This window comes from Solirubrobacter phytolaccae (genome assembly GCF_027587195.1).
GTDB classification, from domain to species: domain Bacteria; phylum Actinomycetota; class Thermoleophilia; order Solirubrobacterales; family Solirubrobacteraceae; genus Solirubrobacter; species Solirubrobacter phytolaccae.
Map to the genome: position 1 here is coordinate 23,182 of NZ_JAPDDP010000078.1, position 12,542 is coordinate 35,723.

The 12,542-nt window shown below is 69.0% G+C and carries 21 protein-coding genes; 11 read left to right on the plus strand and 10 right to left on the minus strand.

All coding sequences use genetic code 11. From position 1 onward, the window contains the following. Positions 1-35 precede the first annotated feature (35 nt). Together OJ997_RS29665 and OJ997_RS29670 are read left to right on the plus strand one after the other, a co-directional pair. Positions 36-542, plus strand: coding sequence for an RNA polymerase sigma factor (locus tag OJ997_RS29665; RefSeq protein WP_270028974.1), 507 nt, complete (start codon positions 36-38; stop codon positions 540-542). Continuing rightward, on the plus strand, positions 539-1,348 hold the full coding sequence (locus tag OJ997_RS29670) for a hypothetical protein (RefSeq protein WP_270028975.1): 810 nt from the start codon (positions 539-541) through the stop codon (positions 1,346-1,348). The genes OJ997_RS29665 and OJ997_RS29670 overlap by 4 nt, the downstream gene beginning before the upstream one ends. Here OJ997_RS29670 and OJ997_RS29675 read toward each other — a convergent pair whose 3' ends face one another. Continuing rightward, complete coding sequence (locus tag OJ997_RS29675; protein WP_270028976.1) at positions 1,349-1,753, minus strand: hypothetical protein; 405 nt, start codon at positions 1,751-1,753, stop codon at positions 1,349-1,351. Between the two features lie 133 nt (positions 1,754-1,886). Here OJ997_RS29675 and OJ997_RS29680 point away from each other — a divergent pair, with 133 nt between their 5' ends. The 4 genes from OJ997_RS29680 (at position 1,887) to OJ997_RS29695 (ending at position 3,775) form a co-directional block, all read left to right on the plus strand. Then, the gene (locus OJ997_RS29680) at positions 1,887-2,252 is read left to right on the plus strand and encodes a hypothetical protein (RefSeq protein ID WP_270028977.1); all 366 of its coding nucleotides are present in this window, start codon (positions 1,887-1,889) and stop codon (positions 2,250-2,252) included. Positions 2,253-2,301: 49 nt separating this feature from the next. Next, entirely contained in the window at positions 2,302-2,904 is a 603-nt protein-coding gene (locus OJ997_RS29685) for a hypothetical protein (protein ID WP_270028978.1), read from the plus strand. Between the two features lie 166 nt (positions 2,905-3,070). Then, positions 3,071-3,262: a hypothetical protein gene (locus tag OJ997_RS29690; protein ID WP_270028979.1), complete on the plus strand. Its 192-nt coding sequence runs from the start codon at positions 3,071-3,073 to the stop codon at positions 3,260-3,262. Continuing rightward, positions 3,263-3,775: a DUF6228 family protein gene (locus OJ997_RS29695; protein ID WP_270028980.1), complete on the plus strand. Its 513-nt coding sequence runs from the start codon at positions 3,263-3,265 to the stop codon at positions 3,773-3,775. It abuts the gene before it with no gap. A 76-nt stretch (positions 3,776-3,851) separates the two neighbouring features. On the opposite strand, the gene OJ997_RS29700 is transcribed toward OJ997_RS29695, so the two are convergent. Together OJ997_RS29700 and OJ997_RS29705 are read right to left on the minus strand one after the other, a co-directional pair. Next, positions 3,852-4,244, minus strand: coding sequence for a hypothetical protein (locus tag OJ997_RS29700; RefSeq protein ID WP_270028981.1), 393 nt, complete (start codon positions 4,242-4,244; stop codon positions 3,852-3,854). A gap of 155 nt (positions 4,245-4,399) precedes the next feature. Continuing rightward, complete coding sequence (locus OJ997_RS29705; RefSeq protein ID WP_270028982.1) at positions 4,400-4,726, minus strand: hypothetical protein; 327 nt, start codon at positions 4,724-4,726, stop codon at positions 4,400-4,402. Between the two features lie 81 nt (positions 4,727-4,807). Between OJ997_RS29705 and OJ997_RS29710 the strand changes: the two genes are divergently transcribed. Next, the gene (locus OJ997_RS29710) at positions 4,808-5,518 is read left to right on the plus strand and encodes a class I SAM-dependent methyltransferase (RefSeq protein WP_270028983.1); all 711 of its coding nucleotides are present in this window, start codon (positions 4,808-4,810) and stop codon (positions 5,516-5,518) included. A 30-nt stretch (positions 5,519-5,548) separates the two neighbouring features. Beyond that, entirely contained in the window at positions 5,549-6,325 is a 777-nt protein-coding gene (locus tag OJ997_RS29715) for an AAA family ATPase (protein WP_270028984.1), read from the plus strand. Positions 6,326-6,400: 75 nt separating this feature from the next. Here OJ997_RS29715 and OJ997_RS29720 read toward each other — a convergent pair whose 3' ends face one another. The 4 genes from OJ997_RS29720 to OJ997_RS29735 all read right to left on the minus strand — a co-directional run bounded on the left by OJ997_RS29720 (position 6,401) and on the right by OJ997_RS29735 (position 7,886). Beyond that, entirely contained in the window at positions 6,401-6,610 is a 210-nt protein-coding gene (locus OJ997_RS29720; protein ID WP_270028985.1) for a hypothetical protein, read from the minus strand. Positions 6,611-6,812: 202 nt separating this feature from the next. Beyond that, entirely contained in the window at positions 6,813-7,157 is a 345-nt protein-coding gene (locus OJ997_RS29725; RefSeq protein WP_270028986.1) for a hypothetical protein, read from the minus strand. 59 nt (positions 7,158-7,216) lie between these two features. After that, positions 7,217-7,513, minus strand: a complete 297-nt coding sequence (locus OJ997_RS29730; RefSeq protein ID WP_270028987.1) for a hypothetical protein — start codon at positions 7,511-7,513, stop codon at positions 7,217-7,219. 22 nt (positions 7,514-7,535) lie between these two features. After that, entirely contained in the window at positions 7,536-7,886 is a 351-nt protein-coding gene (locus tag OJ997_RS29735; RefSeq protein ID WP_270028988.1) for a VanZ family protein, read from the minus strand. A 41-nt stretch (positions 7,887-7,927) separates the two neighbouring features. Here OJ997_RS29735 and OJ997_RS29740 point away from each other — a divergent pair, with 41 nt between their 5' ends. After that, on the plus strand, positions 7,928-8,437 hold the full coding sequence (locus OJ997_RS29740) for a hypothetical protein (RefSeq protein ID WP_270028989.1): 510 nt from the start codon (positions 7,928-7,930) through the stop codon (positions 8,435-8,437). Here the strand turns inward: OJ997_RS29740 and OJ997_RS29745 are convergent, their stop codons facing one another. Beyond that, a complete protein-coding gene (locus tag OJ997_RS29745) occupies positions 8,438-8,737 on the minus strand; it encodes a hypothetical protein (RefSeq protein ID WP_270028990.1) in 300 nt (99 codons plus the stop codon). A 50-nt stretch (positions 8,738-8,787) separates the two neighbouring features. Further along, on the minus strand, positions 8,788-10,254 hold the full coding sequence (locus OJ997_RS29750; protein WP_270028991.1) for an MFS transporter: 1,467 nt from the start codon (positions 10,252-10,254) through the stop codon (positions 8,788-8,790). A 99-nt stretch (positions 10,255-10,353) separates the two neighbouring features. Here OJ997_RS29750 and OJ997_RS29755 point away from each other — a divergent pair, with 99 nt between their 5' ends. Continuing rightward, positions 10,354-10,998 (plus strand): TetR/AcrR family transcriptional regulator, encoded by a 645-nt coding sequence (locus OJ997_RS29755; RefSeq protein WP_270028992.1) that lies wholly within the window; start codon positions 10,354-10,356, stop codon positions 10,996-10,998. A 69-nt stretch (positions 10,999-11,067) separates the two neighbouring features. Here OJ997_RS29755 and OJ997_RS29760 read toward each other — a convergent pair whose 3' ends face one another. Continuing rightward, positions 11,068-11,625, minus strand: a complete 558-nt coding sequence (locus OJ997_RS29760) for a hypothetical protein (protein WP_270028993.1) — start codon at positions 11,623-11,625, stop codon at positions 11,068-11,070. Positions 11,626-11,761: 136 nt separating this feature from the next. Between OJ997_RS29760 and OJ997_RS29765 the strand changes: the two genes are divergently transcribed. Next, positions 11,762-12,412 carry a DsbA family oxidoreductase gene (locus OJ997_RS29765; RefSeq protein WP_270028994.1) on the plus strand — a complete coding sequence of 217 codons (651 nt, stop codon included), beginning with the start codon at positions 11,762-11,764 and terminating at the stop codon, positions 12,410-12,412. Positions 12,413-12,542: the final 130 nt, after the last annotated feature.

Consider the following 12,542-nt stretch of genomic DNA (forward strand, 5'->3'; position numbering starts at 1 on the left):
TGTAAGTGCGGCGCGGGTCCCGGACAGAAACGGGCATGAACTCGGTGACTCGCGCCAGGCCGAACGCGGCCGGTGAACGCGAGCGGTTCGTGGCGCTGTACGAGTCCCACGGCGCCGCGGTGCTCGCGTACGCGCGCCGGCGCGTGGGTGCCGACGAGGCCGACGACGTGCTCGCCGAGACGTTCCTCGTCGCGTGGCGTCGTCGGCGCGAGGTCCCCGACGACGCGCTCCCATGGCTGTACGCGGTGGCGGGCAACGTGGTGCGCAACCGGCTGCGCGCCGAGCGCCGCCGCGGTGCGCTCTACGCGCGGATGGCGAGCACGGTGCCGCCGGCCGCGGGTGAAGCAGCGCAGGACCTGAAGCTGGGGGAGGCGCTCGCGCGGCTGAAGGCGATCGACCGCGAGGCGCTGCTCCTGACCGCGTGGGAGGGCCTTGAACCCGAGCGTGCGGCGCGCGCCGCCGGGTGCAGTCGCGCGACCTTCCACGTGCGCCTGCATCGCGCGCGCACCCGGCTCGCACAGGCACTGGAGGAGCAGCGATGAACGACGTGACCGACCGCTTGCGGGCGGCGAATCCGGTGAAGGAGCCGCCGGCGCTGCCGCCGGTCGAGCCGCTGCTCGCTCGATTGACCGACGCGCCGCCGCCGCCGCGCCGCACGCACCGCCGGCTGCTCGTTCCGGCGCTCGTGATCACGATGCTGGTCGCGATCGTCGTCGGCTCCGAGCTGCGCGGGCCGGGCGTCGACGTGGTCGCCGAGGCCCGCGCCGCGCTCGGCGGGTCGGGCGGGATCGTCCACGTGGTCGCGCGTGAGGAGCGCCGCAACCCCGACGGGACGATCGTCGAGGGCTCGGGCACGACGTCGGAGATCTGGTCGGCACGCGATCCGCTGCGTTTCCGCGTCCACGACGACACCTTCGAGGCCGCGTACTTCGACGGCGTCGTGACCACGCGTGAGGACGGGAAGCTCCAGTCCACCCGGCTCGACGAGGCGGGACGCCGCGCGACCGAGGACATCGACCGCAACACCGGGCTGCTGCAGCCGGGACGTGACCCGGTACCGGTGATCCAGCGACTGCTTGCCGAAGGCAAGCTCGAGCCCGCCGGTACGACCGACCTGCGCGGCCGCAAGGCACAACGCCTCGTCGGGTCCGAGTCCGCCCCCGACGCGAGGTCGCCGGGAGTAGAGGTCGAGTACCTCGTCGACGCTCGCACCTACGCACCGCTGCAGCTCTCGACCAAGGCGACGTTGAGCGACGGACGCAGCGCGGGCGCGTCGAAGCTGACGTTCCTGCAGTACGAGCGGCTGCCGCGGACCGCCGCCAACGAGCGGTTGCTGACCCTGAAGTGACTACACGATCGCGACGGCGACGACCACCTGCGCCGCCCAGATCACGGTGCGCAGCCAGTTGGTGCGCACGAGCAGACGCACCGCACGTTCGCTCGCCTCCCGCTCGAGTCGCCCGTGCATCGGCGCGAACACGAGCCCGGTGAGCGCGAAGGCGCCGACGGCGAGCCCGGCGTTGACCACACGCAACGTCGAGCTGCCGTCGACGAGCAGCGCGAGCGCCAAGCCCACGTTCGCGCTCATCAACGGCGCGGCCAGCCACGTGATGCGGCGCCGGTGCTCGGCGCCGTAGCGCGACCACTCGCTTGCCCCCACCAGCGCGAACAGCGGGTACTGCACGAGCTGGATCGTCGCGATCAGCCCGGCGAGCGCCGCGGCGACGACGAGGTTGGCCAGCGCGAGATCCACCCGAGGAGTACGCCGGCGCCGCGCGTTCGGGTCAGTCGCGCATGGGCCGTCGAAGCCGTGGGGTTCGAGCCGTCACGGAACTCGACGAGTGCGCGGTCGCATGGTCCGGCCCGGTCGCGGGCACACCCGGATCGTGACCACCGAGGCTGTCATCGGCGTCTCCGTCGTCGGCGGGATCTTCCTCGTCGGCCTCTTCATCTGGGCGAAGCCCCGCTTCGAGGAACTCCAAGCACGGCGCGACGAGGTCGGCGACCGCGAGCTCCCGCGCCGCACGATCGTCCGCACGCTCGCGCTCGGGGTGCTCGGGCCGGCGCTCGCGCTCACCGTGAGCTTCCTCGGCGACCACCGCGACGCCGCGTTCATCGGTGGCTGCGCGTTGCTCTTCGTGTCGATCGCCGCCATGTTCGCCTTCCTGCTGCGCGACGCCGAGGCCGCGCAGCGCCGCCCTGTCACCGGCACCGCAGGACCCGTTCACGGACAACGCACAGCTGATCGGTAGCCGCGTCCCTTGCGCGGCAACCCTTCGAGCGATTAGCGTTCCCTGCGTCGTGGTCACCACCGCAATCTTCGCGGAGCTCATCGTTGTCGGGCTTCAAGTCCAAGCCTGGGCGGCTTTGCTGCTCATGGGCGTGTTCGGCACCGACTGGGTGAAGCTCACCGCGCTCGAGAAGTGGGCCGCACTCCTGACGATTCTCGTCCTGGCCCTGGCGTACATGTTCGGGGTGATCTTCGACCGGATCGCGAACGACGTCTATGTTCGCTTCTACCGTCTGGCCAGGGGACGCCGCAAACGGCCTGACGGTGAACGCACCGAGTCGCCCGGCCCACCGTATACGCGCGAGAAGCGGCTCGCCGTGATCGACGCAAGCGAAGGCCTCGCGAAGTTCCTCGACTATCAGCGAAGCAGGCTCCGCGTCGCCCGTGCGACGTCGGTCAACACGCTTCTTGCCGTCCCCTGTACCGCCGTATTTCTGGGCGCCCACACAGACCCGAGCGGCACGCTGATCGTCTTCCTGATCATGACCGCCGTCGTCCTCGTCGTCGGGGCAACGTATACGGCTATTGCCGTCAACCGTGCCTGGGAGGACTCGCTGGAGGCGGCGTACGGCATCGTGCAGGCGACGCGATCCGACAACACTGCGACCACCTGACCGCAGGAACGTCCAACGAAGAGTTTCAGCTGCGGGTCTGGACAGGCGGTGGTGACGAGGGCGAGATGTCCTCGCTGGTGGAGGCGGTGGAGACGCTCTACTCCGACGCGGAGGACGTTCGGGATCTCGCACAGACGATCGTCGCTCGCCTTCGCGATATCTCTGAGTGGGGCTGATCTCGGGGTTCGGCCGGCCGCGCTGGGGCGTGGACGTCGGCTATGACATGTCCGCGTTCGTCGAAAGGTTGCCTGAGCTTCTGACTGGACTTTCGGAAAGTCGCTTCGCCGAGATCGACCTGTATCCGCAGGGCGTCGAGTGCGTCCTGGGCTTCTTCCCGGTTGGCGAGGACGTATGCTGAATGGCGACTGAACCCGTCAGCCTCCGAGCGCTCGATCTCTCCGCCCTGGGCCGAGAAATCGAGCACTCGAGCGACGAGGGCTGGACTACCGCACGCCATCCAGTGCTTCGGGCAGAGATCGAGTCCCTTGACGCAGCATCACGGCTGACGATCGAGATCGAAGAATCGCCCGGCTTTGATGCCCGGTGGAGCGTTGAGCTGCGGACGCCAGAGCTGACTGCGCGACACGGCTTTTGGACCGGAGAAACGCCCGAGCGCCTCGTGGAGTTCTTCGACGACCTCGCTCGCAGTTGGCGGGGCTGGGTGCACGACAAGGTGCTTTCAGCGATGGAGCACGACTTTCGACTCCGTGCGACACACGACGGCACGGGTCACGTGACCTTGTGGATTGGATTCGGGCCAGACCTCACCGAGAATGAGAGGTACTGGCACCTTGTCGCGCCCTTGGAACTCGAGGCCGGAGCGCTCGACCGACTCGCGGCGCAGATGCGCGCGGAGTTGACGGTCCCCTAGGTCGCCGCTCTGCTCGGCGGTCAGCCAAGTGGCGCTTCTCGACGATTTCGCGCCTTCTGCGCGGGATCGGAGGAGGTCACTGCGCAAAGACGATCCGAAGACCCCAGGCCTCGAGCTTCGCGACGATCGGCCACTCCTCCGGTCCGAGCCCGATCCAGTACGCCAAAGCGCGTTGGAGCTGCGCGACGTTCGCGGCAAGCCATTCGCGTAGTGGCGCGAGTTCCAAGGTGGGGTCCTCGCTGAGTGCGTCTCCTGCGGACTCCAGAAGCAGGTCGACGACGTCCCGAACGACTTCCGGATGCCAGGCGGCAGAGAGCTCACGCTGAGCGAACTCGACGAACTCCTCCAGCCGCTCCGCGTCGGCAGACTCGATGCCCCAATCCTGCATGGTGTGGTCGTACGGCAACCTGAGCGCGTTTGCCACTTCGGTGATCTGCACGTCGTACTCGGATGGGCTGTCGTAGGGCAAGCGCGAAGCCTAACCCGCGAAGGCGCGTCCGTCGTCGGGCTCGACGGAGCAGCAGAGCGCAGCTTCTCGACGGTTCCGCCGCGTTACTGATCGCGGCGGTCGACCACGGTGGGATCAGCTGACGCGCCCCGAAGCGGCCCTCTTCGACGGTTGCGCTACTCGCCTGGAAGGTGAGGCGGCGACGGTGCCGGCTCAACGCCGTCCAGTGCGAGCACTCGACGTGCCAGCCGCCGCACTTGGTGCCACTCGGCCCCGTGGAGGGCGTCGATCGTCCACAGGCGCGCGTGCTCCTCGCCGCTCATCGCATCCAGCATCCCGTCGAGTTCGTCGAGCGCAGCACGCACGTCTGCTGATTCGTCGTGCCATGGCTGTGCGTCGAGGTCCAGCGCGAGTTCGTCGACGCAGGCGCCCGCAACCGCGGCCGCTTGTTCCTCCGGAGCGCGTGCCAGCATCGCGACTGCTTCGCGCAGGAGCGGCCTCATGCTGCAATCGTCGCACCGCGGACGCTTATCGATATACGGTGCCGACGTCCTCCGAGGTCCCGACGCGTATCCGGTGGCGCTGTGACGAACACTGATCCGATTCTCGCCGAGCAACTCGCCTACTACCGGGCTCGCGCTCGCGAGTACGACAAGTGGTTCCGTCGCGAAGGGCTCCATGACTTGGGCGAAGAGCGCAATGCCCGATGGCGGCTTGAGCTCGATCGTGTGTTTGCAGCACTCGATGCATTTGCGTCTCGTGGAGACGTCCTCGAGCTCGCCTACGGCACGGGGGAATGGACGCTCCGTCTTGCGGAGTCGGCGACCACAGTCGTCGGCGTCGATGCAGCGCCGGAGATGCGCGAACTCGCTCTGGCGAAGCTGCAGGATGCCGGCAAGCGCAACGTCGAGCTCAGGGTTGACGATCTCTTCAGCTGGCAGCCAGATCAAGCGTTTGACGTCGTCTTCTTTGCGTTCTGGCTTTCGCACGTTCCCGAGAACCAGGCCGACCGGTTCTGGCGCAGCGTGCACGACGCGCTTCGTCCCGGAGGCCGCTTCTTCCTCGTGGATGCCGCACGCGCGGTCCCTGAGAGGAACGTCGTTCACGGTTCGCAGTTGGCCGATCGCGACAGTGCGACCGAGTTCAGGCGACTCGAGGACGGCCGGGCGTTTCGAATCATCAAGCGCTCGTTGGAGCCCGACCGGCTTGCGCGAGATCTTCGTGAACACGGCCTTGACGTGAGCGCTGTCGAGACAGGCGAGTTCTTCGTCCACGGACTCGGCCGACGTGCCTAGCCCGTCGATCAGAATCCCCCATCGACGTACGTGAGCAAACGCCGACGTGACATCAGGCGGTTCGGGGCCGGCCCGTACCTGCTCGGGCTCCAGCGGATCGTCGACGAGGACGAGGGCTGGCCGACCGGGTTCCCGTGGGACGTGCTCGCCGGCGTCGACAACCTCTCGCTCGACCAACCCGTGACGTTGCTCGCCGGCGACAACGGCAGCGGCAAGTCCACGCTGATCGAGGCGTGCGCCCAGGCGATGGGTTTTGACGCGCAGGGCGGTGAGCTCGAACGTGCCGGCGAGCTCCCGGCGGTCGCGCGACCCATCCTCGATGGGCTGGTCGAGCCGGTGCTGCACCGCTGGTCGCGGCCGCGAATCGGCTACTTCCTGCGCGCCGAGAGCTTCTACAACGTCGCGGCCTTCGTCGATCGCAAGGACCGCTTCTCCCCAGACCTCTCGCTGTACGGCGACGTCCCGCTGCACCAGCAGTCGCACGGGCAGTCGTTCCTCGCGCTGGCGACCAACCGCTTCGGCGGCGAGGGCCTGTTCATCCTCGACGAGCCGGAGGCCGCGCTCTCGGTCACCGGCGCGCTCGCGCTGCTCGCGGTCATCGCCCGCGCGGCCCAACAGGGTGCGCAGTTCATCATCGCGACGCACTCGCCGATCCTGCTCGCCATTCCGCACGCGCGTATCTACGAGCTGTCAGACGCCGGCTTCCTCGAGACCGAGTACGCCGACCTCGAGGCCGTGCAGTTCATGCGCGGGTTCCTCGACGCTCCCGAGCGGTACCTCCGCGCGGCGCTCACAGACCCGGATTGAGACCTCGAGGCCCAGGCATCGGCTGGGTTGTCCGCCGCCCGCGACCTTTTCGGCGCGAGCGGCGACCCGTGGACGCTACGGGCGGGCGACAGCGCCGATGTCGAGCTGCTTGATCGGCGGGTTGACCACCCATCCCGGGAGCTGGATCGGGGTGAGGGCCCCGCAACGGACGCAGATGATCGGCTCGTTGGGATCGGGCTGCGCGGCCTGTGCGGCCGGGGCGGCGGCGATCAGGCTTGCGACGGTGAGGGTGCCGACGAGGATGCGGCTGAACGGGCGGGGCATACGAGCTCCTGGTGAGTTGCAGGGTCGCCGTTGGGGCGCTCGATCGACACAGAGCACGAAGGGCGCTCGGAAATACGTCGGCGATCCGTCAAGTCGGGCGCCCGCGTGCCAGTCGTCTGGCGTGCGGCAACGGCGCGCGTCGCGCGGGATCGGTAGCCGTCCTGTACCAAGATCACGCCCAGCTTCGGCGAGGAAAGCAGAGCTACGGGCCGCGACGTTCGCGTAGCTCAGCGGCAAGTGGGCCGGGATCGGCGACGATCCAGCTCTCGCCATGCCACAGCGCGAGGCCTTCTCCTCGTGCCTCCACCCGGTCGAGGACCTCGGGGAAGTCGGCGAGCGGAAGCGGCGGAGCCTGCACCTGTCCGTGCTCTGGGTGCCGCTCGGCGTCGGCTCGCGAGCTGAACAGCAGGTTGAGGTCGCGATCTTCCTCGGGGTCCTCGAACACGGTGTTGTGCTCGTCGTCTCCGACGATCCAGATCTCGCCGCCGGCGAGAACGGCATCCACCCAGGCGTCGTAGCGCTTCTGGAGCTCCTCGGTCGTTGACATGCCGGCCGTGTGCCCCGACCAGGTTGCCGTCAATCAGGAACCTCGACGCAGCCCACGCACTACTCGACGCTGACGCGGATCACGTGCTGCCACGACGGGTCGAACTGCACGCGGAAGTCTCCGGCGTCGCCGGGCCCGATGTAGTCGTTGACCATGCCGAGATGCCAGAGCCAGGTGCGCGAGCTCTCCTCGGCGCGTTCGGGCTGGCCGGTCAACGCGCGCACCTGGTCGGGGGAGAGGTCGTCCAGCACGCCCGTAAGCCGGGCCGAGTGGGCCTCGTCCTCCATCGTCTCGAGGTCCTGTCGCGCGACCGCGTACTGGAACCGCTCGGGGTTAAGTACAGCCGGCTCCGTCACGGCGAACCTGCACGAGATCTCCTCACGCCGGGGTGCGACGCGTCGTCACGTAGGTGGTGAGCGCGATCGCCACCGCCACGCCGGTCGCGTCGATCAGCCAGTCCACGGGCGAGCCGTGACGGCCGTCGACGAAGCGCTGGTGGAGCTCGTCGCTCGCGGCGTAGGCGAGCGTGATCAACGCGGCGAGCGCGCGCCGCCGCCCCAAGGCACGCCACCACAAAAGCCACAGCAGCCCGAACTCGACCATGTGCGCGCCCTTGCGCAAGATCGTGTCCCAGGTGCCGAGCCCGGTGCCGAGATCCGGCTGGGCCGACAGGAAGAAGATCACGGCCATCAGCAGCAGTGGCGGCCCGAACCGCACGACCCATCCCATTGGGTGCTGTCTTCTAGCAGCGGTGGCTGTACGGTCCGCGGATGACTGCCGCGCCCGAGCCGACACCGGCACCGCCCTACTCGCCGCCGCCGCGCAAGAAGCGGCGCACCGGCCGGATCATCCTGATCGTGGTCGCGGCGGTGATGGCCGTCGTGATCGCCCTCGTCGGAGGCTTGTTCCTGCTCGTGAACGAGTCGACGAAGGACGCGCAGAAGGTGTCGGACCAGCTGATCAGCGCCATCCAGGCGGGCGACGGCGCGAAGGCGTACGCGCTCACGGGGCCGTCGTTCCGCGCCGCGACGACCGAGGCCGACCTCACCGCGCTGGTGAAGAACCTCTCCACGCTCGTCACGAAGGACAAGGCCTCGCCGGACGCGAAGGCGATCAACGCGAGCACCGCGAACGGGAAGATCGCCGTCTTCGTCTACACGATGGACGGCACCAGCGGCAGCCCCGTCTACTTCAAGACCCAGATCCGGGACGAGGAAGGCCGCTGGCAGGTGATGAACTTCCGCAGCTCGGAGACGGCGCTCGAGACCGACGTCGAGTGATCACCACGGATCGGGGCCGGCGTCGCGCGCGGCCTTCGCCAGCTCCACGAGGGCGGTGAAGCGCTCGAGCTGCGCCTCCTCGAGCTCGAACTGCGTGCGGGTCGGGCCGAGCCGGAGCTCGTCCCCGTCGAGCATCCCGATCCGCACCTTGTAGCGCCCGTGACGGTCCGGCCCCTTGATGGCGAACCCGACCACGTCGACGTGCACGCGGTGCTGGTAGTCGGACTGATCCGACAGCACCTCGAAGACCCGCCCGTCCAGGCGCAGGAACAGATGATCGACCCGCATCTCATAGACCACGGGCGCGAGCGTACTCGACCGAAGCCGAGCCGCTCGCGGAACCACAAACGCTAGTGCGCGGTGATCGGCTCGGCCGCGGCGCCGTGCGCGGCGGCGGGGCGAACCGACGGGACGATCGCGCCGACGACGACGGCGCCGACGGCGAAGACGGCCGCGGCGATCCAGAACGCGACGGTGTAGCCGTGCACGGTGGCCGTCTCGATCAGCTGCGGCGACTGCGCGTGGCTGTTCGCGTACGACGTGACCGCGCTCGCGAAGATCGAGCTCAGCAGCGCGGTGCCGATCGAGCCGCCGACCTGCTGCATGGTGTTGACCATCGCGGATGCGACACCCGTGTCCGCACGGTCCACGCCGAAGGTCGCGGCCTGGAACGCGGGCGGGAAGATGTTGCCCATGCCGATGCCCATGAGGATCAGCGCCGGCAGCACGTGCGTGGCGTAGCCCGAGTCGGTGCCGAGCTGCGTCAGCGTCAGCATCGCCACGGCGCCGAGCACCATGCCGGTGACCATGTGCGGGCGCGGGCCGAACTTGGGGAGCAGGCGCTGGCTGACGACGTTGGCGGTGACGATGATCGCCGCCGACAGCGGCAGGAAGCCGAGGCCGGTCTGGATCGGCGAGAAGCCCAGCGTGCGCTGCATGTAGTACGTGAGGAACAGGAACAGCGCGAACATCGCGATGCCGGCGATGCCGATGCCCGCGAACGCGCCGCCGCGGGTGCGGTCGGCGAGCACGCGCAGGGGGAGCAGCGGGTGCGCCACACGGCGCTCGACGGCGAAGAACGCGCCGAGCAGGACGACGGCCGCGCCCAGCATCACGATCGTGATCGGGTGACCCCAGGAGTGCGTCTCGGAGTTCGAGAACCCGTAGACGAGCGCGAACAGGCCGCCCGCCGAGAGCAGCGCGCCGGGGACGTCGATGCGCGGACGCGCGGGGTGCGGCTGGTTGACCAGCAGGCGGAAAGCGGCGATGGCGGCGGGCAGCGCGAACAGCAGGTTCACGTACAGGCACCAGCGCCAGGACAGGATCTCGGTGAGGATGCCGCCGAGCAGCAGGCCGATCGCGGCGCCGGTGCCGGCGATCGCGCCGAAGATGCCGAACGCCTTGCCGCGCTCGGCCGGGTCGGTGAACGTGGTGGCGAGCAGACCGAGGGCGGACGGGGCGAGGATCGCGCCGAAGACGCCCTGCGCGGCGCGTGAAGCGACGAGGACGGTGAACGAGTCAGCGGCTCCACCGACGGCGGAAGCGACCGAGAAGCCGATCAGGCCGCCGATGAAGGTCCACTTGCGGCCGAAGAGGTCGCCGAGGCGGCCGCCGAGCAGGAGCAGCGAGCCGAACGCGAGCGCGTACGCGGTCACGATCCACTGGCGCGAGTCGTTGCTGAAGCCAAGGTCCTGCTGCGCGCTCGGCAGGGCGATGTTCACGATGGTCGCGTCGAGCACGACCATGAGCTGCGCGACGGCGATGATCCCGAGGATCAGCCAGCGGCGCGAATGATTGGGATCTGAGTGAGGAGGCATCTGGGGAGGGGGGAGGAAGTGGAAGGTCTATCTCCGGTTATCGGCATAAGCTAGCAGAACTGGAGGGTCGGCTTCCACTTGTCTATCCTGGGCACTCATATGACCGCCACCCGCCCCCTTCGCGCTGACGCTGAGCGCAACCGCCAGCGCATCGTCGAGGCGGCCAAGACCCTGTTCGCCGAGCGTGGCGTGGACGTCGCGGTCGAGGACATCGCCGCGGCGGCCGGCGTCGGGATCGGCACCTTCTACCGGCGCTTCCCGGACCGCGAGTCGCTGGTCGAGGCCGTCTTCGTGACGAAGTTCGAGCGCATGATCCAGGCTGCGCACGACGCGCTCGAGATCGAGGACCCGTGGGACGCGTTCCGCACCTGGGTCGTGACGGTGGCGCGGATGCACGCCCGTGACCGCGGCCTGAAGGACGTCGTGCTCTCCAGCGACCGCGGGCGCGAGAAGGTCGCGGAGTTCCGCGCGATCATCCAGCCGCTCGCCGGCGAGTTGCTGGACCGGGCCAAGGCCGCCGGGGCGCTCCGCGACGACGTCTCGGCGCTCGACGTCCCGATGATCCACCAGGCGGTCAGCGCGATCGCCGAGATCACCCGCGACGTCGCGCCCGAGTACTACGAGCGGACGCTGACGCTGTTCGTCGACGGCCTCGCCCGCGAGCGCACGCCCACCCCGATGGTCGCGCCGCCGATCGAGATGGAGCAGTTCCTCACGATCATGAGCCGCAAGGGCAAGCGCTGAGAACGACGACCGCCGCCCCGGCCATGCGACCGGAGCGGCGGTGGTGGTGTGGAGGGAATCCCCGGAGCGTCAGGCGGAGGTCACCGCAGCAGGGCCCGCCTGCGCCTGCTTCCCTTCACGTGTCTCCGCGGGGACCAGGGCGCGGACGGTGAGGACGCCGAAGCCGGCACCCGCGAGGAGCATCGCGACGCCCATGACGATCGAGAAGAGGGCGACCTGCTCGGCGAAGTACGCGGTGTTCAGGGCGGTGGTGAGCGCGGTCTCGGTCACCCAGAGGTTGCGGAGCCCGTTCTCGACCGGCTTGCCGGCGTCGTCCTTGGCGGCCGCGGCCTCGTCGTTGGTGTCCTTGCCGTCGGCGGTCAGGAACCGACCCATCTCGCTGTAGGTCTTGCCGCCGGTGGACTCGAGCGTGTGCTTGCGCATGACCTTCGCGAACGCCTGCGCCTCGGCACCCGTGTCGACGAGCTGGCCGGGGATGGTCGAGTCCTCGGTGCCGACGATCTTCTCGGCGGCCAGATTGTCCCGGACGTAGCCACGCCCGTCGACACCCATGTAGATCGACCCGATGCCGAACGCGATCAAGACGACGCTGGCGGCGATTCCGCCGTACTGGAAGAGCTTCCTCATGGCCCTTCACCCCTTCTCTGCTGCGGTAGTTGGTAGCTGAGATCAGTGTCGGGTCTCGGAGGCCTCAGGCCGTCCGGAAATGGGCGCGTTTCGGCTGCGGGAAACCCGCAGACCGGGGCACTATACTTTCTGAAGTATGAGTGACGTGATCAAGGTCGACGTGTGGTCTGACATCGCCTGCCCGTGGTGCTACATCGGCAAGCGCAAGTTCGAGGCGGGCGCCGAGGGCATCCCGGTCGAGGTCGAGTACCACTCGTTCGAGCTCTCACCGGACACGCCCGTGGACTTCGAGGGCTCCTCGATCGACTTCCTGGTCGCGCACAAGGGCATGCCCGCCGAGCAGGTCGGGCCGATGCTCGACCAGGTCAAGGGCATCGCCGCCGAGGTCGGGCTCGACTACGACTTCGACGCGCTCCAGCACACGAACACCGTCAAGGCGCACCAGCTCCTGCACTTCGCGAAGGCGCAGGGCAAGCAGGTGGAGATGAAGGAGCGGCTGCTGCGCGCCTACTTCGTCGAGGGCCGTCACGTCGGCCGCGACGAGGACCTCGCCGACCTCGCCGCCGAAGTCGGCCTGGACCGTGAGGACGCCCTGCGCGCGCTCGCCACTGGCGAGTACGCCGCGGCCGTCCGCGCCGACCAGGAGCAGGCCATGCGCTACGGCATCCGCGGCGTCCCGTTCTTCGTCATCGACGGCAAGTACGGCGTGTCGGGAGCGCAGGCCCCGGAGACGTTCGCGGCCGCGCTCAAGCAGGTCCAGGACGAACGCGCGGGCGTGGCGTCATGAGCGCCTTCGAGATGCTCGGCGATCCGTCGGCCGCGGCCTGCGAGGGCGACGTCTGCGCACTGCCGGCGCCCGCCGCCGCCGTCGCGCCCGACGTGGCCGGCGCCGCGCCGGTCGACGCCGTGCCCGAAGT

What these genes read in the sequence shown, in the direction of transcription:
- OJ997_RS29665 (WP_270028974.1), top strand. Translation starts at nt 36, where the DNA reads ATGAACTCGGTGACTCGCGCCAGGCCGAACGCGGCCGGTGAACGCGAG.
- OJ997_RS29670 (WP_270028975.1), top strand. Translation starts at nt 539, where the DNA reads ATGAACGACGTGACCGACCGCTTGCGGGCGGCGAATCCGGTGAAGGAG.
- OJ997_RS29695 (WP_270028980.1), top strand. Translation starts at nt 3,263, where the DNA reads ATGGCGACTGAACCCGTCAGCCTCCGAGCGCTCGATCTCTCCGCCCTG.
- OJ997_RS29705 (WP_270028982.1), bottom strand. Translation starts at nt 4,726, where the DNA reads ATGAGGCCGCTCCTGCGCGAAGCAGTCGCGATGCTGGCACGCGCTCCG.
- OJ997_RS29720 (WP_270028985.1), bottom strand. Translation starts at nt 6,610, where the DNA reads ATGCCCCGCCCGTTCAGCCGCATCCTCGTCGGCACCCTCACCGTCGCA.
- OJ997_RS29725 (WP_270028986.1), bottom strand. Translation starts at nt 7,157, where the DNA reads ATGTCAACGACCGAGGAGCTCCAGAAGCGCTACGACGCCTGGGTGGAT.
- OJ997_RS29735 (WP_270028988.1), bottom strand. Translation starts at nt 7,886, where the DNA reads ATGGGATGGGTCGTGCGGTTCGGGCCGCCACTGCTGCTGATGGCCGTG.
- OJ997_RS29740 (WP_270028989.1), top strand. Translation starts at nt 7,928, where the DNA reads ATGACTGCCGCGCCCGAGCCGACACCGGCACCGCCCTACTCGCCGCCG.
- OJ997_RS29750 (WP_270028991.1), bottom strand. Translation starts at nt 10,254, where the DNA reads ATGCCTCCTCACTCAGATCCCAATCATTCGCGCCGCTGGCTGATCCTC.
- OJ997_RS29755 (WP_270028992.1), top strand. Translation starts at nt 10,354, where the DNA reads ATGACCGCCACCCGCCCCCTTCGCGCTGACGCTGAGCGCAACCGCCAG.
- OJ997_RS29760 (WP_270028993.1), bottom strand. Translation starts at nt 11,625, where the DNA reads ATGAGGAAGCTCTTCCAGTACGGCGGAATCGCCGCCAGCGTCGTCTTG.
- OJ997_RS29765 (WP_270028994.1), top strand. Translation starts at nt 11,762, where the DNA reads ATGAGTGACGTGATCAAGGTCGACGTGTGGTCTGACATCGCCTGCCCG.